Raw genomic sequence first — 22,692 nt, 5'->3', positions numbered from 1 at the left:
ACGAAAGAGGGGACTCCGCGAAGCGTGTGAGGAGTGGTGAGCGACCAAGTGAGGCAGCCGTTGATCGATCCTGGTAGCGAGCGCAGCACGCGCGCCCGCGTGGCCAGGCTGATCCTTGAGCATGGTCCCGTCGCGGCCGCCGCGCTGGGCGAGCGGCTCGGGCTCACGCCCGCGGCCGTCCGCCGCCACCTCGACGCGTTGCTCGCTGACGGCATGATAGAGCCTCGCACGGTGCGCCCGCGCGGCCAGCGCGGACGCGGGCGGCCGGCCAAGCTGTTCGCGATCACCGATCCGGGCCGCAGCGCCTTCGAGCACGCCTATGACGACCTGGCCGGGAGCGCGCTGCGCTTCCTGGCCGAGCGCATGGGACGGGAAGCGGTGTCCGACTTCGCCCGCGAGCAGGTCTCCAGCCTGCTGCGGCGGCTGGAGCCGGTCATGCGGACGGTGCCGGCGGACCAGCGCGTGCAGGTGCTGGCGCAGGCGCTGTCGGCGGAGGGGTATGCCGCCTCGGCCAGCAAGGCCAAGTCAGGCGGCGACCAGCTCTGCCAGCATCACTGCCCGGTGGCCCACGCGGCTGCGGAGTTCCCGCAGCTCTGCGAGGCCGAGACGGAGGCGTTCGCGCAACTGCTCGGCACCCCGGTGCAGCGCCTGGCCACGATCGCCCACGGCGACGGGGTCTGCACGACACATGTGAGCCCGCAGAGTTTGGGCGAATCCGCACATAGAGACAAGAGCAAGGAGACCGGAAGGTGACTGTCACCGACCGCCCGGAGCTGGAAGGCCTGGGGAATTACAAGTTCGGCTGGGCCGACCCGGACGCCGCGGGTGCCACGGCCAAGCGAGGCCTGTCCGAGGAGGTCGTCCGCAACATCTCCGCGCTCAAGAACGAGCCGGAGTGGATGCTCGACCTTCGCCTGAAGGGCCTCCGCCTGTTCGACAGGAAGCCGCTGCCCACCTGGGGCTCTGACCTCACCGGCATCGACTTCCACAACATCAAATACTTCGTACGCTCCACCGAGAAGCAGGCCGCTTCCTGGGACGAGCTGCCCGCGGACATCAAGAACACCTACGACAAGCTCGGCATCCCCGAGGCGGAGAAGCAGCGCCTGATCGCCGGCGTCGCCGCGCAATACGAGTCCGAGGTCGTCTACCACAAGATCCGTGAGGACCTCGAGGAGAAGGGTGTCATCTTCGTCGACACCGACACGGGCCTGAAGGAGCACGAGGAGATCTTCAAGGAGTACTTCGGCTCCGTCATCCCCGTGGGCGACAACAAGTTCGCCGCTCTCAACACCGCCGTGTGGTCCGGTGGCTCGTTCATCTACGTGCCGCCGAACGTCGAGGTCGAGATCCCGCTGCAGGCCTACTTCCGGATCAACACCGAGAACATGGGCCAGTTCGAGCGGACCCTGATCATCGTGGACGAAAACAGCTACGTCCACTACGTCGAGGGCTGCACCGCGCCGATCTACTCCAGCGACTCGCTGCACAGCGCGGTCGTCGAGATCATCGTGAAGAAGAACGCCCGCTGCCGCTACACGACCATCCAGAACTGGTCGAACAACGTCTACAACCTGGTCACCAAGCGCGCCGTGGCCTACGAGGGCGCGACCATGGAGTGGATCGACGGCAACATCGGTTCCAAGGTCACGATGAAATACCCGGCCGTCTACCTGATGGGCCCGCATGCCAAGGGCGAGACGCTGAGCGTCGCGTTCGCGGGCGAGGGCCAGCACCAGGACGCCGGCTCCAAGATGGTGCACCTGGCCCCGCACACCAGCTCCAGCGTCATCTCCAAGTCGGTGGCGCGCGGCGGCGGCCGCACCTCCTACCGCGGTCTCGTGCAGATCGAGGAGGGCGCCCACGGCAGCGCCAGCACCGTCAAGTGCGACGCCCTGCTGGTCGACCAGATCAGCCGCTCCGACACCTACCCCTACGTCGACGTCCGCGAGGACGACGTCAAGATGGGGCACGAGGCCACGGTCTCCAAGGTCAGCGAGGACCAGCTGTTCTACCTCATGAGCCGCGGGCTCGACGAGGACGAGGCGATGGCGATGATCGTGCGCGGCTTCGTGGAGCCGATCGCGCGCGAGCTGCCCATGGAATACGCCCTTGAGCTCAACCGGCTGATCGAGCTGCAGATGGAAGGAGCCGTCGGCTGATGGGCCTGAACGAGAAGCCCCTGTCGACTCTGCACGAGCAGGCCTCCTTCGACCTGGGCGACTTCGAGGTCCCGACCGGGCGCGAGGAGGCGTGGCGGTTCACGCCGCTCTCGCGCCTGAAGGGCCTGCACAACGGCAAGGCCGAGGCGGCGGGCAACGTCCGGCTGGACGTCGACGCGGCCCCCGAGGTCACCGTCGAGACGGTGGGCCGCGACGACGCCCGCCTCGGCAAGGCGTTCGTGCCGACCGACCGGGTGAGCGCCCAGGCGTGGCAGAGCTTCGAGAAGGCCACCGTCGTCACGGTGCCGCGCGAGGCCGTCACGTCCAAGCCGACCGTCCTGACGCTGACCGGCTCCGGAGCGGGCGCGGCCTACGGCCACATCGTGGTCAAGGTCGAGCCGCTGGCCGAGGCGGTGCTCGTGCTCGACCACCGGGGCAGCGCCGTCTACGCCGACAACATCGAGTTCGTGGTCGGCGACGGCGCCTCGCTGCGGATCGTCAGCCTGCAGGACTGGGACGACGACGCCGTCCACGTCTCGCACCACCACGCCCAGCTCGCCAAGGACGCGACGTTCCGGAGCTTCGTGGTGACCCTCGGCGGTGACCTCGTACGCCTGTCGCCCAACGTCTCCTACACCGCCCCGGGCGGCGACGCCGACATGTCGGGCGTCTACTTCGTGGACGCCGGGCAGCACCTGGAGCACCGCCTGCTGGTCGACCACTCGCAGCCCAACTGCAAGAGCAACGTCGACTACCGCGGCGCCCTGCAGGGCGAGGAGGCGCACGCCGTCTGGATCGGCGACGTGATCATCAGGGTCGAGGCCGAGGGCACCGACACCTACGAGCTCAACCGCAACCTCATCCTCACCGACGGCGCCCGCGCCGACTCGGTGCCCAACCTGGAGATCCTCACCGGCGAGGTCGCCGGAGCGGGGCACGCCTCCGCCTCGGGCCGCCTCGACGACGAGCACATCTTCTACCTGCAGGCCCGCGGCATCCCCTACGACGAGGCCCGCCGCCTGGTCATCAGGGGCTTCCTCGGCCAGCTCATCGAGAAGATCCAGATCGAGGAGATCCGCGAGCGCGTGCTGAGCGCGGTGGAGGCTGAGCTCGCGCTATGACCAGGACAGAACCCGGCGCGGTGAGCGCGGCCCGTGTGGCGAATGGGGAGTGGTGAGCGACTCATGACCTACGAGAAGGTGTGCCGGCTCGCCGACATCCCCGACGGCGGCGCGCTCGGCGTGGAGATCGGCGAGACCCCCGTCGCGCTCGTCCGCAAGGGCGAGGAGGTCTTCGCGCTGCACGATGTGTGCTCCCACGCCGAGGTGAAGCTGAGCGAGGGCGAGGTCTACGACGGCACGCTGGAGTGCTGGCTGCACGGCTCGTGCTTCGACATCCGCTCCGGCAAGCCCACCGGACCGCCCGCCACCAGGCCCGTGAACGTCTACACAGTCAAGATCGACGGCGAAGACGTTCTCGTCTCGCTCTCGAAGGAGTCATAAGCGATCATGTCCACCCTAGAGATCCGTGACCTGCACGTCGCCGTCGAGGACAAGGAAATCCTGCGCGGCGTCAACCTGACAGTGCGGTCCGGCCAGACCCACGCCATCATGGGACCGAACGGCTCGGGCAAGTCGACCCTCGCCTACGCCATCGCCGGCCACCCGAAATACACGATCACCAGCGGCCAGGTGCTGCTCGACGGCGTTGACCTGCTGGAGCTGTCCGTGGACGAGCGGGCCCGCGCGGGCCTGTTCCTGGCCATGCAGTATCCGGTCGAGGTCCCCGGCGTGTCGGTCTCCAACTTCCTGCGCTCGGCCGTCACCGCCGTCCGCGGCGAGGCGCCCAAGCTGCGCGAGTTCGCCAAGGACCTCAAGAACGGCATGGACGCGCTGTCCATCGACGCGGCCTTCGCCCAGCGCAACCTCAACGAGGGGTTCTCCGGCGGCGAGAAGAAGCGCCACGAGATCCTCCAGCTGGAGCTGCTCAAGCCGAAGATCGCGGTGCTCGACGAGACCGACTCCGGCCTCGACGTCGACGCCCTGCGCGTCGTCTCCGAGGGCATCAACCGCTTCCGCGCCTCCGGCGAGACCGGCGTGCTGCTGATCACGCACTACACGCGGATCCTGCGTTACGTGAAGCCGGACTTCGTACACGTCTTCGCGGGCGGCCGGATCGTCGAGGAGGGCGGCCCCGAACTGGCCGAGAAGCTCGAGTCCGAGGGCTACGAGCAGTACACGAAGGCGACTGCATGACTTCCTTCAGCTTGGATGTGGAGAAGATCAGGAAGGACTTCCCGGTCTTCTCTCGCGAGCTGCCCGACGGGCGTCCGCTCGTCTATCTCGACTCGGGCAACTCCTCGCAGAAGCCCAACCAGGTCATCGAGACCATGCGCGAGCATCTGGCCCTGCACTACAGCAACGTCGGGCGGGCCATGCACGTGCTCGGCGCGGAGTCGACCGAGGCCTACGAGAGCGCCCGTGACAGGATCGCGGCGTTCGTCGGGGCGCCGTCGCGGGACGAGATCATCTTCACGAAGAACGCCTCCGAGGCGCTCAACCTGGTCGCCTACTCCTTCGGCCCGCACCACTGGCGCGCCTCCGGCACGGCGGCCGGCACCGACCCCCGCTTCACCCTCGGGCCCGGCGACGAGATCGTCATCTCCGAGATGGAGCACCACTCCAACATCGTGCCCTGGCAGCTGCTCGCGCAGCGCACGGGCGCGACGCTGAAGTGGTTCGGCGTCACCGACGACGGCCGGCTCGACCTCGACCCGGCGGTGATCACCGAGCGGACGAAGATCGTCTCGATCGCCCACCAGTCCAACGTGCTCGGCACCGTCAACCCGGTCGCCGAGGTGGCCGCCCTGGCCCGCGAGGCGGGTGCGCTGATCATGCTGGACGCCTCCCAGTCGGTGCCGCACCACCCGGTCAACGTGGCCGAGCTGGGCGTCGACTTCGTGGCCTGCACCGGTCACAAGATGCTCGGGCCCTCCGGCATCGGCGTGCTGTGGGGCAGGGCCGAGCTGCTCGACGCCATGCCCCCCTTCCTGGGCGGCGGCGAGATGATCGAGGCGGTCTGGATGGACCACTCGACGTACGCGCCGGTCCCGCACAAGTTCGAGGCGGGCACGCCGCCCATCGTCGAGGCCATCGGGCTCGGCGCGGCCGTCGACTACCTCGGCGAGATCGGCATGGAGGCCGTCGAGGCGCACGAGCGCGAGCTGACCGGTTACGCGCTCGACGCCCTGCGCGAGGTGCCCAGCCTGCGGATCATCGGCCCGGACTCCCTGGAGGCGCGGGGCGGCACGGTGTCGTTCACGCTGGAGGGCATACATCCGCACGACGTGGGGCAGATCCTGGACGACCAGTTCGGCGTCGCCGTACGCGTCGGGCACCACTGCGCCCGCCCGCTGCACCTGCGATTCGGAATACCGGCGACGACCAGGGCGTCGTTCTATCTGTACAACACCACGGGCGAGATCGACGCCCTGGTGCGCGGTCTCCACCACGTTCAGAAGGTGTTCGCATAGCCATGATCGGCGAGTCGATGTACCAGGAGCTGATCCTGGAGCACTACAAGCACCCGCAGGGGCGGGGGCTGCGCGAGCCGTACGACGCCGAGGTTCACCACGTGAACCCGACGTGCGGCGACGAGATCACGCTCAGGGTCAAAGTGGACGACGCCGGCCAGATCCTCGACGTCTCCTACGAGGGTCAGGGTTGTTCGATCAGCCAGGCCGCCGCGTCGGTGCTGCACGAGCTGGCCACCGGCTCGACGGTGGCGCAGACGCTCTCCGTGGTCGATGAGTTCACCCGGCTCATGCAGGGCAGGGGTCAGGTGGCGGCCGACGAGGAGGTGCTCGGCGACGCCGTCGCGTTCGCGGGCGTGGCCAAGTTCCCGGCGCGGGTCAAGTGCGCGCTGCTTTCTTGGATGGCCTACAAGGACGCTGTTGTGAGGAGTGCTGCCCAATGAGCAAGCCAGTGGAGACCCCGACCGCGGGCTTCGACGGCCAGACGAGCGTCGAAGAGGTCATGGAGGCGCTCAAGGACGTCGTGGACCCCGAGCTCGGCATCAACGTCGTGGACCTCGGCCTGATCTACGGGCTCAACCTCGACCCGTCCGACGGCGACCGCCCCGTGGCCACCATCGACATGACGCTGACCAGCGCGGCCTGCCCGCTGACCGATGTCATCGAGGACCAGGCGCATTCCGCGCTCGACGGCATGGTGTCCGACGTCAAGATCAACTGGGTCTGGTTGCCGCCGTGGGGCCCGGACAAGATCACCGACGAGGGGCGTGACCAGCTCCGTATGCTAGGATTCAACGTCTGATCTTTTCTGCTGTTACGGCTGGCGTAAAGCGTCAGCCGTCTCAGGCTGCCAGCGAGGGTCTCGGAAGGTCCGGACCTGTCCGGGGAATATCCGATAACATCCCTGGGTTGGCATCAGATGCACCTGACGTCTCATCGCGCGTCACGCGCCGCCTGCGGCCGGTGCCCGGTGCATCCCCCCTTTGTGATCCCGCCCCCAGCGGCGGGTGCCCCTGCACGTGTACGGCCCACGCCGTACGTCCCGGCTCGTCCTTTCGCAGAAGTGACGCGCCACTTCGACGGAAAGGCACGACTTTCGTGACCATGCTTGACGCTGTCCTGCCCTCGCTCAGCGAGAGCGCCCCCGAGCCGGGCCCCTCCGAGTTCGAGCTGCTGGGCCTGCCCAAGCCGCTCGTCACCGGGCTGGCCAGGCAGGGCATCGACAGCCCGTTCCCCATTCAGAGTGCCACGATCCCCGACGTACTGACCGGCGCCGACGTGCTCGGCCGCGGCCAGACCGGCTCCGGTAAGACCCTCGCCTTCGGCCTGCCCACCATGGCCCGCCTGGCGGGCGTGAAGCCCTCCCCGGGCCGTCCCCGCGCGATGATCCTGGTCCCCACCCGCGAGCTCGCCCTCCAGGTGCACGACGCGCTGGAGCCGCTGGGCCGCGGCCTGGGGCTGCGCATGAAGGTCGTCGTCGGCGGCATGTCCATGGGCAAGCAGATCGAGGCCCTGCGGCGCGGCGTCGACCTCGTCATCGCCACCCCCGGCCGGCTCGGTGACCTCATCCGGCAGGGCGAGTGCTCGCTGGCCGAGATCGAGGTCAGCGTCCTGGACGAGGCCGACCACATGTGCGACCTCGGCTTCTTCCCCGTCGTCACCGACCTGCTCGCGCAGACCCCGGCCGACGGGCAGCGGCTGCTGTTCTCGGCCACGCTCGACGGCGACGTCGACAAGCTGGTGCAGCGCTTCCTCAAGGACCCGATCACGCACTCCGTGGCCCCGGCGACCTCGCCGGTCGACACCATGGAACACCACGTGATGCAGGTCACGCGCGACGAGAAGTTCGACGTGATCGCCGAGATCGCCAACCGCGAGGGCCGTACGATCATCTTCGTGCGCACGCAGCACGGCGTGGACCGGTTGTGCAAGCAACTGGCCAGGGTCGGCGTCAAGGCGGGCGGCCTGCACGGCGGCAAGCGGCAAAATCAGCGCACCCGCATCCTCGCCGAGTTCCGCGAGGGCTCCGTCAACGTGCTGGTCTGCACCGACGTCGCGGCCCGCGGCATCCACGTGGACAACATCAGCCTGGTGCTGCACGTGGACCCGCCCCAGGACCACAAGAGCTACCTGCACCGGGGCGGGCGCACCGCCCGCGCCGGGGAGAAGGGCACCGTCGTCACGCTGGTGCTGCCCAACGAGCGGCGCTCGACCGACGCGCTCACCCGGCGCGCCGGGATCCACCCGTTCCGGCTGAAGGCCACCCCCGGTCACCCGCGCGTGGCCGAGGTGACGGGAGCGCGCATCCCGAGCGGCGAGGCCATCCCCGTCTGGGAGCCGGACGTCCGCAAGCCGCTGCGTCCGCGCCGCGAGGGCGGCCCCTCCGAGCGCCGCGGCGGGCGCCGCGGGCGTCGTGACTTCGACGGCGAGCGCCGTCCGCGCCGCCACGAGGACGGCGAGCGATCGTTCAGGTCCGGTCCGAGTGACGATCGGCGTCCGCGCCGTCATGAGGACGGCGAGCGGCCGTTCGGGTCGGGTGCCGGTGAGGACCGGCGTCCGAGCCGGGAGTTCGACGGCGATCGCCGCCCGCGGCGGCACGAGGACGGAGAGCACGGGTTCGCGCCGCGGCGGCACGCCGAGGGCGAGCGGCCGTTCGGGCGCTCCACCGGGCAGGAGCCGCGCCCGGTCGGCGACGACCGCCGCCGGGACAGCAGGCCGCGCGGCGGCTACCGCTCCGAGGACCGGCCGCTCCGTCAGGACGACCGGCGTGGCGGCGGCTACCGCCCCGACGAGCGCCCCTACCGGCAGGACGACCGGCGTGGCGGTGGCCGTTTCGGCGGCGACCGCGGCCGGCCCTTCTCGGGTGACCGTGACCGCCCCTCCGACCGTGGCGTCCGCTCTGACGACCGCGCGCCCCGCGACGGCTACCGCCCCGGCGGCGGCCGTACGGACGAGCGCGGCAACGGCGGCTACAGCCGCAACTCGGGCCGCCGCTTCGAGCGCTGAACCGGCTGCTCAAAGAAGGACTGATCGCGGGTCGCGTGCCGCCAGGCGCTGACCCGCATCGAGCCTCTGCCCGCCGTACCTTTCCCCCGGGGAAGGTACGGCGGGCAGTCGCTTTGGTGGGGCCGCACGTCCCGCAAGAAGCCGCAGTACACTCGGTCGGCGGTTCACTGCACGCCAGCGGAATTGTACGTCGCTCTGGCGGTCATGAACTGAGCGCGCCGATTAGGTGATCACTCGCGCCAGACCTCCAGCCCGTACTGCCCACATCGCGCGAATGCGGGGTTGGACGGTTGCCGGCCGGCCAAGGTCCTGCGTGTGCATGGAGGCGATCTCGATCACGCGTTGGTGGTGATCAGGGTCTTGCCGAACGCGGTGCGGCCCTCGATCGCGGCATGGGCGGCCCCCGCCTGATCGAGCGGGAACGTCTGCCCGATGACCGGCGCGAGCACACCCGAGGCGGCCTCGTGCAGTGCCTGCTGGACATAGCGTCTGCGGTCGTGCTCGGACAGTTGCACCGCCTCGATACCGGTCACCGAGACGCCTCGTTCGTCGGCGGCCTGCCGGTCGATGCTCGCGAATCGCCCGCTGGGTGCGCCGTGGGCCGAGAACCGTCCGCCCCGGGCGGTGAACGTGAAGCCGGCCTCACCGAGCGGGCCGCCGACGTTGTCCAGCACGACGTCGGCACCATGTTCGCCGAACACCGCTCGGACCTGCTCAGCCCAGTCCGGCCGAGCGGAGTCGATCAACGCGTCGGGACCGAGCCGCGCGACCCGCTCCAGCTTCGCGCCACGGGCGACGGCGGCCACCCTTGCCGCGCGGGCGCGGGCGAGTTGTACGCACAGCACTCCCAGGCCACCGCTGGCCCCGATCACGAGCACCCCGTCCCGTGGGCCGACCTTGGTCGTGTCGAACAGGGCCAGAGCGGTCGCTCCGTCATGCAACAGAGCCGCGGCCACCGTGAGGTCGACGCTGTCGGGCACCTCCACCACCGCCTCGGCGGCGACCACGGCACGCTCGGCGTAACCGCCCTCCCCGCGGGTGTGGGCCACCACTCTGCGCCCGCGCAGGTTCTGGTCGGCTCCCGTACCGATCTGTACGACCCGGCCGGCGACTCCGTTCCCGGGCACGTACGGTGGGCGCATCGGCCAATACTCCTGACCCGCCCCTGAGCGCACCATCGTTTCCAGCCACAATGTGTCGATCACGTCAACGTCGATCAACACCTCCCCGGCGCCTGGTACGGGATCGGGCATCTCGACCACTTGAAACACTTCCGGACCGCCGAACCTCGACACCGTTGCCGCACGCATCCGCACCACGCTCCGTTCTGCTGTTTGTTCCCACAGCCCGCTACGCTAGAAGTTCAACATTGGTTTAAGTCAAGGGGTGGGCATCATGACCGGAGGCGTCGCCGTGCGGCAGCCGTATCTGACGGTCGGGGATCTGGCGCGCGCCAGCGGGGTAGCGCCCTCAGCCGTACGGTTCTACGAATCCCACGGCCTGCTCACCTGCGAACGCACAGCCGGCAACCAACGCCGGTTCGGTAAATCGGATGTCTGCCGGACCAAGGTCATCCGTGTGGCCCAGCGTGTGGGTTTGTCCGTCGCGGAGATCAAGGCGCTCCTCGCCGAACTGCCTGCCGACCCGGTCCTCGCTGACTGGGAGCGCCTGACGATAAGCCTCATGGCGGAGGTCAACCACCGGATACGACAACTGCGGAGCGTTCTCGACGAGATCGCGAGCGGCGAGGAGCTGTGCCACCTCCCACCCGTCGACCGGGCTTCCTGACCCAGCGACAGCCCACCTACCCGCCGGGTCAGTGGTGGTAGCCGTGGATCACCGCATGGCCTTTGCCACGGCCGATGATCCACTTGTTGATCGGGGTGGTCACCAGGAAGGCGACCAGCAGCGCGAAGGCAAGGGTGCCCCAGAACAAGGCGGAGGCCAGCGTGGCGTCCATCGCGCCGGGAACGGCGAGCATCACGCCGTTGTCCACGATCTCCATCACCAGGATCGAGACGGTGTCGGCGGCCAGCGCCAGCTTGATCGCGGTGCGCCAGTTCACGCCGGCCCGGCGCAGCGGCACCAGGGTCAGCAGGTAGCCGAAGAAGAAGGCCAGCACCACGGCTATGGCGATCGAGGGCGCGGTGCTCCAGCCGAGCCAGGTCGCGATCACCAGGCCGAGCACCTCGCCGATGGCGCACCCGGTCAGGCAGTGCAGCGTGGCGGAGGCGGCCATCGACCAGGACGCCTTGCCTGTGTGCGCCTGATGCGTTTCCCTGCCCGGGTGGCCGGTGTGCTCGGCCGGACCCGTGCGGGTGCTGTGCTCATGGGTCTCATGTCCGGTGCGTTCGTGGGGTGTGGGCGGGTTCTGCTCGGCCATCGGGCACTCCTCGACGGTGCGGGTGGATATCGTCGCCCCCGACGTTATACCCCATAGGGGTAGGGGCCGAGTGTTGGCTGGGGGTAAGCGCATCGCCGGTCGGTGCGATGCCTCCTTTACACCGCGCCGCTGCGCAGTTCTTCGTGCGTGCCGTGTTCGTCGTCACATGCCGCCGCTGGAAGCCGTCGTTCTGCGTCGTCGCCGGTGCCGTCAAATTCGTGCCGTCTCGCGTGGCGGACGCGGGGCGGCGTCACTCCCTCGCGCAGACTAGGCTTGACACGCACGTCAGCCAACCTGCGAGAGAGACCATGAAGACCTTCGAAGAGCTGTTCGCCGAGCTGTCAGAGAAGGCCAGGACCCGGCCCGCGGGCTCGGGCACCGTGGCCGCGCTCGACGCCGGCGTCCATGCCATCGGCAAGAAGGTCGTCGAGGAGGCCGCCGAGACCTGGATGGCGGCGGAGCACGAGTCGGACGACAGGGCCGCCGAGGAGATCTCCCAGCTCCTCTACCACGTGCAGGTGCTCATGATCGCCAAGGGCATCGGGCTGGAGCAGGTCTACAAGCATCTCTAGGGCGCCGAGCGCCCACAGCCCCGCCCCCCTTGGAGAAGCACCCGCGACACATCGAAGGACCTGACATGCTGCGTCTGGCAGTACCGAACAAGGGCGCGCTCAGCGACGCCGCCCAGAGCATGCTCAAAGAGGCCGGCTACCGGCCCCGCAGGGACAGCAAGGAGCTCGTCGTCGTCGACCAGGAGAGCGGCTGCGAGCTGTTCTTCCTGCGACCCCGCGACATCGCCGTCTACGTCGGGGAGGGCACGCTCGACGCCGGCATCACCGGCCGGGACATGCTGATCGACTCCGGCGCCCCGGTCGAGGAGGTCATGTCGCTCGGCTTCGGTGCCTCCACCTTCCGCCTGGCCGCCAAGGCCGGCACGATGAGGTCCGTCAAGGACCTCGACGGGCTGCGGGTGGCCACCTCCTACTCGGGACTGCTCGAGAAATACCTGTCCGAGCAGGGCGTGGACGCCCGCGTGATCAAGCTGGACGGCGCCGTCGAGACCGCCATCAGGCTCGGCGTGGCCGACGCCGTCGCCGACGTCGTGGAGACCGGCACCACGCTGCGCAACGTCGGGCTGGAGGTGTTCGGCGAGCCGATCCTGAAGTCGGAGGGCGTGCTGATCAGGCAGCAGAGCGCCCCCGACACCCCCGGCATGGACCAGCTCGTCCGCCGCATCCAGGGCGTCGTGCACGCCCGCGACTTCGTCATGATGGACTACGACATCCGCGTCGAGCGGATCGACGAGGCCATCGGCATCACCCCCGGCATGGAGGGCCCCACGGTCTCGCCGCTGCACCGCGAGGGCTGGGTGGCCGTGCGGGTGATGGTCCGGCGCAAGGGCCACCAGCACGTGATGGACCAGCTCTGGGAGATCGGCGCAAGGGCCATCCTGGTCACCGACATCTACGCCTGCCGCCTGTGACAGCTGCCCGCTGGGCACCACGCCCACGGGCATACCGGGCAAGTCGACCTCCGTCAACCTGCTGCTGGGCCTGCTGCGGCCCACCCGCGGCACGATCACCCTGCACGGCCGTGGCCCGGACGAGGCGGTGCGGGCCGGCGAGCTGGGCGCCATGCTCCAGGACGCGGCGCTCATCCCGGAACTGACCGTCAAGGAGCTCGTCGACGTGGTTCGCCGGCTCTACCCGCGCCCGCTCGGCCTGACCGAGATCCTTGAGCTGGCCGACCTGACCGAGCTCGCCGGGCGGCGGGCGAACAAGTTGTTCGGCGGGCAGTCGCAGCGGGTCAGGTTCGCCCTGGCCATCGCGGGCGCGCCGCGGATCTTGCTGCTCGACGAGCCGACCGCGGCCATGGACGTGGAGTCCAGGCTGCGGTTCTGGGCGGGGACGCACGACTACGCGGCCGGGGGCCGTACCGTGCTGTTCGCCACCCACTACCTGGAGGAGGCCGACGAGCACTCCGACCGGGTCATCGTCATCGCCCGGAGCAGGCTCGCGGCCGACGGCACCGCCGCCGAGATCAAGGCGGGCGCCGGCTGAGCGTGCGCATCCCCGCCCGGGAGGTGGCGCCCGCGTGATCCGGGTGATGCTCGCGGAGGACCAGGGCAAGATACGCGGCGCGCTGGCCTCCCTGCTGGGCCTGGAGCCCGACATCGAGGTCGTCGGCGAGGCCGCGGACGGCCGGGAGGCGATCGCCGTCGCGGTCAGGACCCGGCCCGACGTAGCGCTGCTGGACATCGAGATGCCCGGCATGGACGGGCTCGCCGCCGGAGCCGAGATCGTCGACCAGGTGCCGGGCTGCCGGGTGATGATCCTGACCACGTTCGGGCGGCCCGGCTACCTGCGCACGGCCATGGAGGCGGGGGCGGTGGCGTTCATGGTCAAGGACAAGTCCGGCCAGGGAGCTCGCGGAGGCCATCCGGCGGGTGCACGCGGGGGAGCGGGTCATCGACCCCGGCCTCGCGGCGGCGGCGCTGAGCGCCGGGCCCAATCCGCTGTCGGCGCGCGAGCGTGACGTGCTGTCCGCGGCGGTGGACGGGTCCACGATCGGCGACATCGCCCAGAAGCCGCACCTGTCGGAGGGGACCGTACGCAACTACCTGTCGTCGGCCATCCAGAAGACCCGCGCCCGCAACCGCATCGAGGCCGTGCAACGTGCCAAGTCCCAGGGCCGGCTCAGCGGCACAACGCTGATGAAACGCGGCTCGGCTCATCGCAGGGTCTTCATCGCCTCGATCGCCGCGTCCACCTGCTCGGGTGAGGTCACGATGCTCGTCCCGAACCGCAACAGCGCCGGGCTGTACGGCGTCACGCTCGCCTTCACCTTGCGCTCGTGCAGCCGCTGGACCGCCTCGCCCGGCGACAGGCCGGTCACCGAGCAGCACACCAGCCCGGCTGACAGCTCCGGCGCCGTCGGCGTGGCCAGCGTGACCTGCGGGAGCCCGGCCAGGCCCGCCTTGAGCCGGGTGGCCAGCTCCTGCGTACGCCGCTGGACCCGGTCCTTGCCGATCGCCATCATGAACCCGAACGCCTGCGTCATCGCCCATCGGTGCTCGAAGGCCTTGTACCCGCCGGGCGTCACCAGCGCGGCGGTGCTGGCCCCCGGCGTCCCGCCGTCCAGCCAGGCGCCGAACGAGGCGTCGCTGAAGCTGGGCACGATCGGAGCCAGGGCGTCCCACGCGCGGCCCCACAGGATGCCGGTGCCGCGCGGCCCGAACAGCCACTTGTGCGTGCCGCTGGCCAGGAAGTCGCAGCCCAGGTCCGCCATCCCGTCGGCCATCGCGCCGAACCCGTGCACCCCGTCCACGCACAGCAGCGCCCTGTCCCGCTCGTCGCGGCCCCGGTTGGCCTCGGCCAGCATGTCGGCGATGGCGCGGACCGGCACCCGCACGCCGGTGCTGGAGTGCACCCAGGTGATGGCGACCACCCTGGTGCGCGGGCCGAGCCCCTTTTTGACCGCTTCGACCATCCGGTCGGCCGTGGCCCGCGCCGGGTCGTCGTACAGCCTGACCCGGCGTACCTTCGCCCCCGTGCGTTCGGTCAGCAGCCGCAGTCCCTCGTGGGTGGCCAGGAAGTCGTGCTCGGTGGTCAGCACGTCCTGGCCGGGGCGCAGCCTGATGCCGGAGTAGAGCAGGCCCAGGCCCATCGTGGTGCTGTCGGTCAGCGCGATGTCGCCCGACCGGCCGCCCAGGTAGCGGGCGGCGGCCTCCAGCACCGGCTGGTCGGGGGCACCGCCGTTGGGCGGGGTGTACTCGGGGTCGGCGTCGAGGGCGTCGCGGTGCAGTCTGATCGCCTCGCGGACCGGGGCGGGCGCGGGGGCCAGGACGAAGGCCGCGAACTGCCCGTACGCGGGATCCAGCGCGAACTGGGCGCGTACCGATTCCCAGTCTCCCGGCACGAAGGCGGCGCCCGTGGCGGAGGGCGGTCGAGCAGAACCCGTGGGCGCTGAGGAGGTGCAGGCCGCGACCCCGGCGAGCATCCCGGCACCGAGCAGCGATCTTCTGTCCAGATGCATGCCTACTTCCTACCCCGGGCGTCGGGCGTCGTCAGCTCCTCATCGCGGCCACCTGCCGGATCAGGTCGGAGACGCGCACGATGCCCAGGCAGCGGTTCATCTCGTCGGTCACCACCAGGTCGTCGTAGACGCGGGCCGAGTCCCTGCCGGCCGCCTGCATGGCTGCCACGGCCGGGGTGGTGCGCGGCACCGTACGCGGCGGGTCGGCCAGCCGCTGCGCCGGTTTGGAGCCGTGCAGGGCGTGACCGTAGCGGGCCGCGAACGACAGCAGGAACCGGCTGCGGTCCAGGCTGCCCTTCGGCCGCTGGTACTCGTCCACCAGGATCACGCTGGTGATCGTGGGCTCGTGCCCGAACGCCTCGACCACCTCCTCCGCCTTCGCCTCCGCCGGCAGGGTCACGGCGGGGATCAGCAGCTCCTGGACACGGGGGCCGAGCATGGCCACGGACGGCGCGTCGTCGGCGACGGGGAGCGGGACGCGTACCTTGCCGTCGGGGCCGGGGGCCATCAGCGGGCCGTGCGCCAGGCGTACGCCGAGGCCGCGGGCCACGGCGAGCTGCGGCTCGCGTTCGACGCCGGGGGCGAGCACGTGGGCGCCGATGCCGCGAGCCAGCGTCACCACCGCCCGGGCCACCGCGGTGGCCCGATAGTCGCCCGGAATGCGGGCGACCAGCTCGGGGTCCAGGGCCAGCAGGTACGGGGCGGCGTCGGAGGCCAGGTCCGCCGACACGCCCCGGCTGCCCACGTCGGCGAAGCCGAGGAGGTAGCCGATCGTGCGCAGGCTGTCGAGCCCCACCTTCAACAGCGGCCTGTCGGGTTCTTGGCACGGTCCAGTCAGAAGCAGAATGGCCTCGCGCGGATGCCTGCCGGCCCTCCTGAGGGCTTCGTGGAGTGGGGCGAGGGCGCCCGCGCCGGAAAGCACGACTCCGATGGGAAGCTCCAGCACCATGGGCAGGCGGCTCGCCCGCAGGACGCCGGTGGAGTCGACGACGGCGGGCTGAGCGATGACGGCCCCAGTGTCGAGATCCACCATGGGGCTGGTGAGCAGGGAGGACACGAGTAGATGCTTCCGCTTGCCGCCGGGCTGGCAGAAGTGGCTTGAAACTAAATTCACCCACATTTCGTTTTATTTGCCGCTGATGTGCTACAGGGGCTCCCGCAATGGCCGCGTGCGGCTCCGGCACCGTCGCCCGTCCGGCTGGTCTAGCCTTCGGTGCATGAGTGCGCGTCCTGCCAGAGGCGGCGGCCGGTGGGTCACGGTGCCGCCGGAGCGCGTGCACCCGTGGATCGACGGGTTCGCCGCGCGTCATGGTCCCTTCACCGCGAGCGGGGACGCGAGCGTGGTGCACCTGCGGGCCACGGACGGGGCGGCGGCCGAGTTGCACGTGCCGTTCCCGCCCCTGGACCCGCCGGGGCCGCCGCACGTCACCCGGCTGGTCGCCCACGCCGGGAGGGAGCGGCGGGTGGGGGTGTTCCTGGTGCGGCTCGGGGGCTACGCGGCGGGCGTCTTCCACGGGGACTCGCTGCTGGCCTCCAAGGTGGGGTCGCGGCTGGTGCAGGGGCGTACGGCGGCGGGCGGGTGGTCTCAGCAGCGCTTCGCCAGGCGGCGGCGCAACCAGGCTTCGCAGGCGTACGACGACGCGGTGCAGACGGCGGTACGGGTGCTGACGCCCTACCTGGGGGAGCTGGACGGGGTGGTGCTCGGCGGGGACCGGCGGGCCGTGGACGGGCTGCGGCGGGACCGGCGGCTGGCACCCCTGCTGGCGCTGGAGAAGGAGCCGTTCGTGGTGGTGCCCGATCCCCGGCTGGCGGTGCTGCGCGACACCCCGGCCACGTTCCGGGCGGTCCGCGTGCGCGTACTGGACCCACCCTGACGGTGGACGAGCGCGGGCCGAGGGTTGGTTGAGACGATTCAACTCAATCTTGGATGCCGCTATGATGAGCGAACTCAGGGTGGGCCACGTGCGGGGGCACACCGGCGGCAGCGGTTCACGCCCCTGTGGTGGGCGCCTCCGGCGGACCACCGCGAGCAGCGGCTCATGCATCCACGGCAGCACGGCCTCGTGAGGATCGATGGCGACCAGGAACATCAAGGAGGTCGCGCAGCTTGCGCGCGTCTCCGTGGGCACGGTCAGCAATGTGCTCAACCGCCCGGAGATCGTCGCCCCCGCCACCCGCGAACGCGTCTTCGAAGCGATCAAGAAGCTGGGCTTCGTCCGTAACGAGGTGGCCCGCCACCTGCGGGTGGGGCGCAGCAGGACGGTCGGCCTCGTCGTGCTCGACGTGTCCAACCCCTTCTTCGTGGACGTGGCCCAGGGCGCCGAGTCGGTGGCCGACGACCACGACACGATGGTGGTGCTCTGCAACAGCGCCGGCGACCCCGGCCGCGAGCGCCGCCACCTCGATCAGCTCGAACAGCAGCGCGTCATGGGCATCCTCATCACTCCGGTTGAGATGGAGAGCCCCTGGCTGGAGGAGCTGGCCGCGCGGGGCACGCCGGTGGTGCTGGTCGACAGCCCCGCCACCGGGCTGCAGTGCTCGGTGGCCGTGGACGACCGGCTCGGGGGGCAGATCGCCGGCGCCCATCTGATCGAGCGGGGGCATCGGCGGATCATGTTCGTCGGTGGGCCGCCGTCCATCAGGCAGGTGGCCGACCGGCACGCGGGCATCGGCGCCGCCGTGGCCGCCGCCGCGGGCGCCGTCGAGCTGCTCACCTCCACCTCGCCGACGCTCACGGTGGCCGAGGGGCGGGCCGTCGGGGAGCGCGTGGCGGCACTGCCCGCCGGGGAGCGCCCCACGGCCGCCTTCTGCGCCAACGACATGATGGCGCTGGGGTTCCTGCAGGCGATGGCCTCGCACGGGCTGCGCGTGCCGGAGGACATGGCCATCATCGGGTACGACGACATCGACTTCGCGGCGGCGGCCGCGGTGCCGCTGTCGTCGGTGCGGCAGCCGCGGGAACTGCTCGGACGGACGGCCATCGATCTGCTGCTGGAGGAGGTGGCGGAGCCCGAGGAGCACCGGCACCGTCAAGTGATCTTCCAACCCGACCTGGTGGTCCGCAAGTCCAGCGCCCAGGGCCGCAACCCCTGACCTACGGCCCTGGCCGGACCCCGTCGAGTCCTTGAGTCTCCTTGAGAGTCGTTGACGGTCCTTGACGGGCTGGATGCACGCCCGGGTCCTCGGCGGGCTTGGGGCGGCTCGGCGGGCTCGGAGTGCCTGGGCGTCGCTCCGATGCCGTGCTCGTGCTGTGAGAGGGGTGCCCGTGCTGGGCGCCGTCCGCGTTGCGCCGGGCCCCGCCGCACACCTTCTCGCCGACGCGGCGCGCCAAGGGGGGTCCTGGATCTTGGTGTGCGTGCAGGCGGCGCATCCGGTCCGGGCCTGCGCGTGCGTGTGCTGGCGCGTTCGCTCCGGCGTCCGTGTGCGTGTGGGTGGCGCGTCTGCTCCTGGGCCTTCGTGTGTGTGCGGGCGGCGCGTCTGGTCGGGGCCTCCGAGTGTGTGTGGGCGGGCGCGTCCAGTGTGCGTGTGGGTGGCGCGTCCGCTCCGGGACTCCGCGTGTGTGGGCGTGTCCGGTCGGGGGCCTCGGTGTCGCTCCGAGCCGTGCTCGTGGTGTGAGGGGGTGTCTGTGCTGGGCGCTGTCCGCGTTGCGCCGGGCCCCGCCGCACATCTTCTCGCCGACGCGGCGCGCCAAGGGGGGTCCTGGATCTTCGTGTGTGTGCGGGCGGCGCGTCTGGTCGGGGCCTTTGCGTGCGTGTGGGTGGCGCGTGCGCTCCTGGGCCTTGGTGTGCGTGTGGGTGGCGCGTCTGGTCGGGGACTCCGGGTGTGTGGGCGTGTCCGGTCGGGGGTCTCGGTGTCGCTCCGAGGCGTGCTCGTGGTGTGAGGGGGGTGTCTGTGCTGGGTGCCGTCCGCGTTGCGCCGGGCCCCGCCGCACATCTTCTCGCCGACGCGGCGCGCCAAGGGGGGAGCCTGGATCTTGGTGTGCGTGTGGGTGGCGCGTCTGGTCGGGGCCTCCGCGTACGGGCAGCGCGTTCGCTCTGGGCCTTCGTGTGGGTGGGGGTCCGGTCGGGGCCTGCGGGTGTGTGCGGGGGCACGTCCAGCGCGTGTGAGGGGGCGTGTTCGGTGTGGTTCTGGTGCTCTGGGGGCGTTCGGGGGTGTCGCAGTCGCGAGCGTGGGTGAGGTTGGGTCCCGGTGAAAGCTGGCTGGAATGCTGGGGAAATCTGCGGGGCCTCGTCATTGACTTTGAGTCGATTCAACACTAATTTCGCACCAACCGCCGTTCACTAGCTTGTAACGGAGCAGGAACCACGGTGCGACACATCACCCCCATATCCGGATACGTGCCACCAGAAAGTGGTGCCGGATGAACCAGCCCGCCATGTCGATCAGGATTCAAGCTGCCTGCTCAGAGCTTGTCTGGGCGGTTCGGCTGAATGTCATGTGGATCCTCTTCACCCTCGCCGGGGGAGTGGTGCTCGGGCTCGGGCCAGCCACCGTGGCCGCGTATACGCTGGCCCGGCGGCATGCTCGTAATGAAACGTTTCAGGCTTGGCGCGAATTCTGGACCGTCTACCGGCGGGAGTTCGTCCGGGCGTCGTTACTGGTCCTTCCGGCGGCGGCGGTCGCCGTCGTGCTGGTCGGGAACTACCTGTACTTCTCCGCTCTCGGGCCGGACATGGGAGCCCTGCGGATCGCCACCTTCGTGGCGCTGCTCCTCCTGGCCGCCGTAGGGGCCTACGTCGGCCCGCTCCACGCGCACTACGACCTGCCGCTGTGGGCCTACTGGCCCAAGGCGTCCCAGCTGGCGCTGCTGCGCCCGGCCTCGACCGTGCTGTTGCTGCTGCCGCTCTCGGCCATCGTCTACGCGACCTCGGCGGCGCCCGTCCTCGCGCCGGTGATCAGCTTCGGTGCCTGGATCCACCTCAACACGTGGCTGTGCCTGCGCTTCTTCCAGGAGAACGAGGCGCGCCTGCACTCGAAAGGGGACTCATGAGTGCATCCCGTCGCCGGCGCCTCATCGCCGGGATGTTAACGATAACGGCTGCTCTCACCGCCTCGGCCTGCGCGGGCGGTAGCGCGCCCGCCGCCGACCCCAACACGCTGACCATCATGGCCAAGCTGTTCGGCACCGCGCCCGATCCCAAGGGCGAGCTGCAGCAGGCCGTCGAGAAGTTCCTCGGCAAGAAGCTCCAGGTCACCTGGGTGCCCAACGCCCAGTACACCGACAAGCTCAACGTGACGCTCGCCTCGGACAAGCTCCCGCAGGTCATGGGGGTGGACCCGAAACTGCCGGCGTTCGTCCGGGCGGCACAGGCCGGTGCTTTCTGGGATTTGACCGACAAACTGGATAAGTATCCGAACCTCAAGCCGATGGACGAGCGCACCGCGCTCAACGCCTCCGTCAACGGCAAGATCTACGGCATCTACCGGATGCGGCCCGCGCTGCGTTCGGCGATAGTGATCCGCAAGGATTGGCTCGACAAGCTCGGCCTGAAGCCGCCCGAGACGGTGGACGACTTCTACGACATCGCCAAGGCGTTCACCGAGAAGGACCCCGACGGCAACGGCAAGAACGACACGTACGGGCTGATCATCCCGAAGTGGCCGGGCAACTACGCCAGCTCCAGCCCGTACGACACCCTTGAGACCTGGTTCGGCGCCCCGAACGGGTGGGGCATGCGCAACGGCAAGCTCGTGCCCGGGTTCGACACCCCCGAGTTCCTGGAGGCCAACAGGTTCCTCAAGAAGATGGTCGACGGGGGCATGGTCAACCCGGACTTCGCCACCCTCGACTCCGCCAAGTGGAACGAGCCGTTCCACCAGGGCAGGGGCGGCATGATCATCGACGTTAACGTGCGCTCGCGGCAGGTGCTCGACCTGTTCAGGGACGAGGGGGACAAGGACTACGGCGACAAGGTCGCCATGGTCGGCAACCTCAAGCGCTCCGACGGGCAGAAGTTCTCGCTCCCGTTCACCGGCTACCTCGACGTCCTGGCCATCTCCCGGCAGAGCGTGCCGACCGAGCAGGACCTCGACAACGTGCTGAAGACCCTGGACAAGCTGGGCACGGTGGAGGGCCAGAACCTGGTCATGAACGGCATCGAGGGCCGCAACTACCAGGTCGTGGACAACACCGCGTCGCTGATCAACGAGACCGACCCCGCGATCAGGACCATCCAGGACAACGCCGATGACGCCTTCGTCCAGCTCGGCTTCAAGGGAGACACCGACATCGGCGGCATCGCGCTCCCGCGTACGCCGTCCGGCCAGCCGTACAAGGACATGATCAAGCTGCAGAACGAGCTGATGGCCGAGGACCTCAAGACGGCCGTCCACAACCCGGCGCTGCCGGTCATCTCGCCCACCGCCGTGGCCAAGGGCGCGCAGATCGACACGATCATCCCGGACGCCCGGATCAAGTTCCTGTCGGGGGAGATGACGGAGGACCAGCTGAAGGGCGAGATCAAGCGCTGGTACGACAGCGGTGGCACGCAGGTCACCGCCGAGGTCAACGACCTGGTCGCCAAGCTTCCTAAGTAACCCGTTCCGAGGGGCCCGGGAGGCATCCCCGGGCCCCTCGCACGAAAGGAGGCCGCTGTGGCGACCGACCTGGTGCCGCCTCCTCCCACGAAGGCGGCGCCCAAGGCCAAGCGGGGAGCCGGCAAGGTGCCGCTGCGCGCCGCGCTGCTGCGCTACCGCTGGCTCTACCTGATGCTCATCCCGGGCCTCGTCTACTTCGCGCTCTTCAAGTACCTGCCGATGTACGGCGTGACGATCGCCTTCCAGGACTTCCTGCCGTTCCTCGGCTACTCGGGCAGCCCCTGGGTCGGGTTCAAGCACTTCCAGGAGCTGTTCTCCGGCCCCGACTTCGGCCGGCTGATGTTCAACACCCTGTTCCTGGCGCTGCTGCACATCCTCATCGTCTTCCCCGCGCCGATCGTCGTCGCGCTGCTGCTGAACGAGCTGCGGCTCAACGTGCTCAAGCGCTCGGTCCAGTCGCTGATCTACATCCCGCACTTCCTGTCCTGGACGATCGTGGCGTCGCTGACGTACCTGCTGTTCGCGGCGGACTTCGGGGTGCTGTCCGGCTGGATGCGCGACCTGCTGGGCGACACCGCGAAGATCGACTACATGGCGCAGGAGGAGTGGTTCCGGCCGCTGGTCATCCTGCAACAACTGTGGAAGCAGACCGGCTGGGGCACGATCATCTACCTGGCCGCCCTGGCCGGGGTGGACCCGAACCTGTACGAGGCCGCCCGCATGGACGGCGCCGGACGCTTTCGGCAGCTCTGGCACGTCACCCTGCCCGCCATCCGTCCCACGGTCGTCGTCATGGCCATCCTCTCCTCCGGAAACCTGCTCGACTCCGGCTTCGAGCAGATCTGGCTCATGACCACCTCGCTGAACCGCTCGGTCGCCGACGTGTTCGACACCTACGTCTACTACACCGGCATCACGCAGGGCGCGATCAGCTACTCCACCGCCGTCGGCCTGTTCAAGGGCGTGGCCGGCGTCCTGCTGATCTTCGGCTCCAACTGGCTGGCCAAGCGCCTGGGCCAGCGTGGACTGTTCTAAGG

The 22,692-nt window shown here is 69.8% G+C and carries 22 protein-coding genes and 1 pseudogene; 19 read left to right on the top strand and 4 right to left on the bottom strand.

Going from position 1 to position 22,692, the window contains the following annotated elements; translation table 11 throughout:
- The first annotated feature begins 36 nt into the window (after positions 1 to 36).
- From BLS95_RS37365 to BLS95_RS37325, 9 genes are all read left to right on the top strand, one after another.
- Positions 37 to 753, top strand: coding sequence for a helix-turn-helix transcriptional regulator (locus BLS95_RS37365; RefSeq protein WP_090943084.1), 717 nt, complete (start codon positions 37 to 39; stop codon positions 751 to 753).
- Complete coding sequence (gene sufB / locus BLS95_RS37360) at positions 750 to 2,162, top strand: Fe-S cluster assembly protein SufB (RefSeq protein ID WP_090942847.1); 1,413 nt, start codon at positions 750 to 752, stop codon at positions 2,160 to 2,162. Before BLS95_RS37365 ends, sufB begins: the two co-directional genes overlap by 4 nt.
- Positions 2,162 to 3,283, top strand: coding sequence for a Fe-S cluster assembly protein SufD (sufD, locus tag BLS95_RS37355; protein WP_090942845.1), 1,122 nt, complete (start codon positions 2,162 to 2,164; stop codon positions 3,281 to 3,283). Before sufB ends, sufD begins: the two co-directional genes overlap by 1 nt.
- Before the next feature lie 63 nt (positions 3,284 to 3,346).
- Positions 3,347 to 3,664 carry a Rieske (2Fe-2S) protein gene (locus tag BLS95_RS37350; protein ID WP_176993584.1) on the top strand — a complete coding sequence of 106 codons (318 nt, stop codon included), beginning with the start codon at positions 3,347 to 3,349 and terminating at the stop codon, positions 3,662 to 3,664.
- 6 nt (positions 3,665 to 3,670) lie between these two features.
- A complete protein-coding gene (sufC, locus tag BLS95_RS37345) occupies positions 3,671 to 4,417 on the top strand; it encodes a Fe-S cluster assembly ATPase SufC (protein ID WP_090942838.1) in 747 nt (248 codons plus the stop codon).
- A complete protein-coding gene (locus tag BLS95_RS37340; protein ID WP_090942835.1) occupies positions 4,414 to 5,694 on the top strand; it encodes a cysteine desulfurase in 1,281 nt (426 codons plus the stop codon). Before sufC ends, BLS95_RS37340 begins: the two co-directional genes overlap by 4 nt.
- Before the next feature lie 2 nt (positions 5,695 to 5,696).
- Positions 5,697 to 6,137 (top strand): Fe-S cluster assembly sulfur transfer protein SufU, encoded by a 441-nt coding sequence (sufU, locus tag BLS95_RS37335; RefSeq protein WP_090942832.1) that lies wholly within the window; start codon positions 5,697 to 5,699, stop codon positions 6,135 to 6,137.
- Complete coding sequence (locus BLS95_RS37330; protein WP_090942829.1) at positions 6,134 to 6,496, top strand: metal-sulfur cluster assembly factor; 363 nt, start codon at positions 6,134 to 6,136, stop codon at positions 6,494 to 6,496. The genes sufU and BLS95_RS37330 overlap by 4 nt, the downstream gene beginning before the upstream one ends.
- Positions 6,497 to 6,798: 302 nt before the next feature.
- On the top strand, positions 6,799 to 8,700 hold the full coding sequence (locus tag BLS95_RS37325) for a DEAD/DEAH box helicase (protein ID WP_090943082.1): 1,902 nt from the start codon (positions 6,799 to 6,801) through the stop codon (positions 8,698 to 8,700).
- A 335-nt stretch (positions 8,701 to 9,035) separates the two neighbouring features.
- Here BLS95_RS37325 and BLS95_RS37320 read toward each other — a convergent pair whose 3' ends face one another.
- Positions 9,036 to 9,953, bottom strand: coding sequence for a zinc-binding dehydrogenase (locus tag BLS95_RS37320; RefSeq protein ID WP_425434775.1), 918 nt, complete (start codon positions 9,951 to 9,953; stop codon positions 9,036 to 9,038).
- A 142-nt stretch (positions 9,954 to 10,095) separates the two neighbouring features.
- Between BLS95_RS37320 and BLS95_RS37315 the strand changes: the two genes are divergently transcribed.
- A complete protein-coding gene (locus BLS95_RS37315) occupies positions 10,096 to 10,488 on the top strand; it encodes a MerR family transcriptional regulator (protein ID WP_090943080.1) in 393 nt (130 codons plus the stop codon).
- Between the two features lie 28 nt (positions 10,489 to 10,516).
- Here the strand turns inward: BLS95_RS37315 and BLS95_RS37310 are convergent, their stop codons facing one another.
- On the bottom strand, positions 10,517 to 11,083 hold the full coding sequence (locus BLS95_RS37310; RefSeq protein WP_090942823.1) for a DUF4396 domain-containing protein: 567 nt from the start codon (positions 11,081 to 11,083) through the stop codon (positions 10,517 to 10,519).
- Between the two features lie 308 nt (positions 11,084 to 11,391).
- Here BLS95_RS37310 and BLS95_RS37305 point away from each other — a divergent pair, with 308 nt between their 5' ends.
- From BLS95_RS37305 to BLS95_RS37290, 4 genes and pseudogenes are all read left to right on the top strand, one after another.
- Entirely contained in the window at positions 11,392 to 11,655 is a 264-nt protein-coding gene (locus BLS95_RS37305) for a phosphoribosyl-ATP diphosphatase (protein ID WP_090942820.1), read from the top strand.
- 65 nt (positions 11,656 to 11,720) lie between these two features.
- Positions 11,721 to 12,566 (top strand): ATP phosphoribosyltransferase, encoded by an 846-nt coding sequence (gene hisG / locus BLS95_RS37300; protein ID WP_090942817.1) that lies wholly within the window; start codon positions 11,721 to 11,723, stop codon positions 12,564 to 12,566.
- Positions 12,567 to 12,576: 10 nt separating this feature from the next.
- Complete coding sequence (locus BLS95_RS37295; RefSeq protein ID WP_342742811.1) at positions 12,577 to 13,143, top strand: ABC transporter ATP-binding protein; 567 nt, start codon at positions 12,577 to 12,579, stop codon at positions 13,141 to 13,143.
- Positions 13,144 to 13,177: 34 nt separating this feature from the next.
- Positions 13,178 to 13,781: pseudogene (locus tag BLS95_RS37290) on the top strand (response regulator transcription factor); the annotation flags it as partial.
- Positions 13,782 to 13,813: 32 nt separating this feature from the next.
- Here the strand turns inward: BLS95_RS37290 and BLS95_RS37285 are convergent.
- Positions 13,814 to 15,118 carry an aminotransferase class V-fold PLP-dependent enzyme gene (locus BLS95_RS37285; protein ID WP_090942814.1) on the bottom strand — a complete coding sequence of 435 codons (1,305 nt, stop codon included), beginning with the start codon at positions 15,116 to 15,118 and terminating at the stop codon, positions 13,814 to 13,816.
- Positions 15,119 to 15,149: 31 nt separating this feature from the next.
- Positions 15,150 to 16,175 (bottom strand): EAL domain-containing protein, encoded by a 1,026-nt coding sequence (locus tag BLS95_RS37280; protein WP_245765509.1) that lies wholly within the window; start codon positions 16,173 to 16,175, stop codon positions 15,150 to 15,152.
- Between the two features lie 160 nt (positions 16,176 to 16,335).
- Between BLS95_RS37280 and BLS95_RS37275 the strand changes: the two genes are divergently transcribed.
- The 5 genes from BLS95_RS37275 (at position 16,336) to BLS95_RS37255 (ending at position 22,690) form a co-directional block, all read left to right on the top strand.
- Positions 16,336 to 16,992 (top strand): acVLRF1 family peptidyl-tRNA hydrolase, encoded by a 657-nt coding sequence (locus tag BLS95_RS37275; protein WP_090942808.1) that lies wholly within the window; start codon positions 16,336 to 16,338, stop codon positions 16,990 to 16,992.
- A gap of 199 nt (positions 16,993 to 17,191) precedes the next feature.
- The gene (locus BLS95_RS37270; protein WP_090942805.1) at positions 17,192 to 18,211 is read left to right on the top strand and encodes a LacI family DNA-binding transcriptional regulator; all 1,020 of its coding nucleotides are present in this window, start codon (positions 17,192 to 17,194) and stop codon (positions 18,209 to 18,211) included.
- Between the two features lie 1,342 nt (positions 18,212 to 19,553).
- The gene (locus BLS95_RS37265; RefSeq protein WP_090942802.1) at positions 19,554 to 20,108 is read left to right on the top strand and encodes a YesL family protein; all 555 of its coding nucleotides are present in this window, start codon (positions 19,554 to 19,556) and stop codon (positions 20,106 to 20,108) included.
- Positions 20,109 to 20,140: 32 nt separating this feature from the next.
- Complete coding sequence (locus BLS95_RS37260; RefSeq protein ID WP_245765508.1) at positions 20,141 to 21,655, top strand: extracellular solute-binding protein; 1,515 nt, start codon at positions 20,141 to 20,143, stop codon at positions 21,653 to 21,655.
- Between the two features lie 57 nt (positions 21,656 to 21,712).
- On the top strand, positions 21,713 to 22,690 hold the full coding sequence (locus BLS95_RS37255) for an ABC transporter permease (RefSeq protein ID WP_090942798.1): 978 nt from the start codon (positions 21,713 to 21,715) through the stop codon (positions 22,688 to 22,690).
- Positions 22,691 to 22,692 lie beyond the last annotated feature (2 nt).

Source organism: Nonomuraea jiangxiensis, from assembly GCF_900099965.1.
GTDB classification, from domain to species: domain Bacteria; phylum Actinomycetota; class Actinomycetes; order Streptosporangiales; family Streptosporangiaceae; genus Nonomuraea; species Nonomuraea jiangxiensis.
This window is presented reverse-complemented; position numbering and strand designations above follow the sequence as displayed.

What these genes read in the sequence shown, in the direction of transcription:
- sufD (WP_090942845.1), top strand. Translation starts at nt 2,162, where the DNA reads ATGGGCCTGAACGAGAAGCCCCTGTCGACTCTGCACGAGCAGGCCTCC.
- BLS95_RS37350 (WP_176993584.1), top strand. Translation starts at nt 3,347, where the DNA reads ATGACCTACGAGAAGGTGTGCCGGCTCGCCGACATCCCCGACGGCGGC.
- sufC (WP_090942838.1), top strand. Translation starts at nt 3,671, where the DNA reads ATGTCCACCCTAGAGATCCGTGACCTGCACGTCGCCGTCGAGGACAAG.
- BLS95_RS37340 (WP_090942835.1), top strand. Translation starts at nt 4,414, where the DNA reads ATGACTTCCTTCAGCTTGGATGTGGAGAAGATCAGGAAGGACTTCCCG.
- sufU (WP_090942832.1), top strand. Translation starts at nt 5,697, where the DNA reads ATGATCGGCGAGTCGATGTACCAGGAGCTGATCCTGGAGCACTACAAG.
- BLS95_RS37330 (WP_090942829.1), top strand. Translation starts at nt 6,134, where the DNA reads ATGAGCAAGCCAGTGGAGACCCCGACCGCGGGCTTCGACGGCCAGACG.
- BLS95_RS37325 (WP_090943082.1), top strand. Translation starts at nt 6,799, where the DNA reads ATGCTTGACGCTGTCCTGCCCTCGCTCAGCGAGAGCGCCCCCGAGCCG.
- BLS95_RS37320 (WP_425434775.1), bottom strand. Translation starts at nt 9,953, where the DNA reads ATGCCCGATCCCGTACCAGGCGCCGGGGAGGTGTTGATCGACGTTGAC.
- BLS95_RS37315 (WP_090943080.1), top strand. Translation starts at nt 10,096, where the DNA reads ATGACCGGAGGCGTCGCCGTGCGGCAGCCGTATCTGACGGTCGGGGAT.
- BLS95_RS37310 (WP_090942823.1), bottom strand. Translation starts at nt 11,083, where the DNA reads ATGGCCGAGCAGAACCCGCCCACACCCCACGAACGCACCGGACATGAG.
- BLS95_RS37305 (WP_090942820.1), top strand. Translation starts at nt 11,392, where the DNA reads ATGAAGACCTTCGAAGAGCTGTTCGCCGAGCTGTCAGAGAAGGCCAGG.
- hisG (WP_090942817.1), top strand. Translation starts at nt 11,721, where the DNA reads ATGCTGCGTCTGGCAGTACCGAACAAGGGCGCGCTCAGCGACGCCGCC.
- BLS95_RS37285 (WP_090942814.1), bottom strand. Translation starts at nt 15,118, where the DNA reads ATGCATCTGGACAGAAGATCGCTGCTCGGTGCCGGGATGCTCGCCGGG.
- BLS95_RS37275 (WP_090942808.1), top strand. Translation starts at nt 16,336, where the DNA reads ATGAGTGCGCGTCCTGCCAGAGGCGGCGGCCGGTGGGTCACGGTGCCG.
- BLS95_RS37270 (WP_090942805.1), top strand. Translation starts at nt 17,192, where the DNA reads ATGGCGACCAGGAACATCAAGGAGGTCGCGCAGCTTGCGCGCGTCTCC.
- BLS95_RS37265 (WP_090942802.1), top strand. Translation starts at nt 19,554, where the DNA reads ATGTGGATCCTCTTCACCCTCGCCGGGGGAGTGGTGCTCGGGCTCGGG.
- BLS95_RS37260 (WP_245765508.1), top strand. Translation starts at nt 20,141, where the DNA reads ATGTTAACGATAACGGCTGCTCTCACCGCCTCGGCCTGCGCGGGCGGT.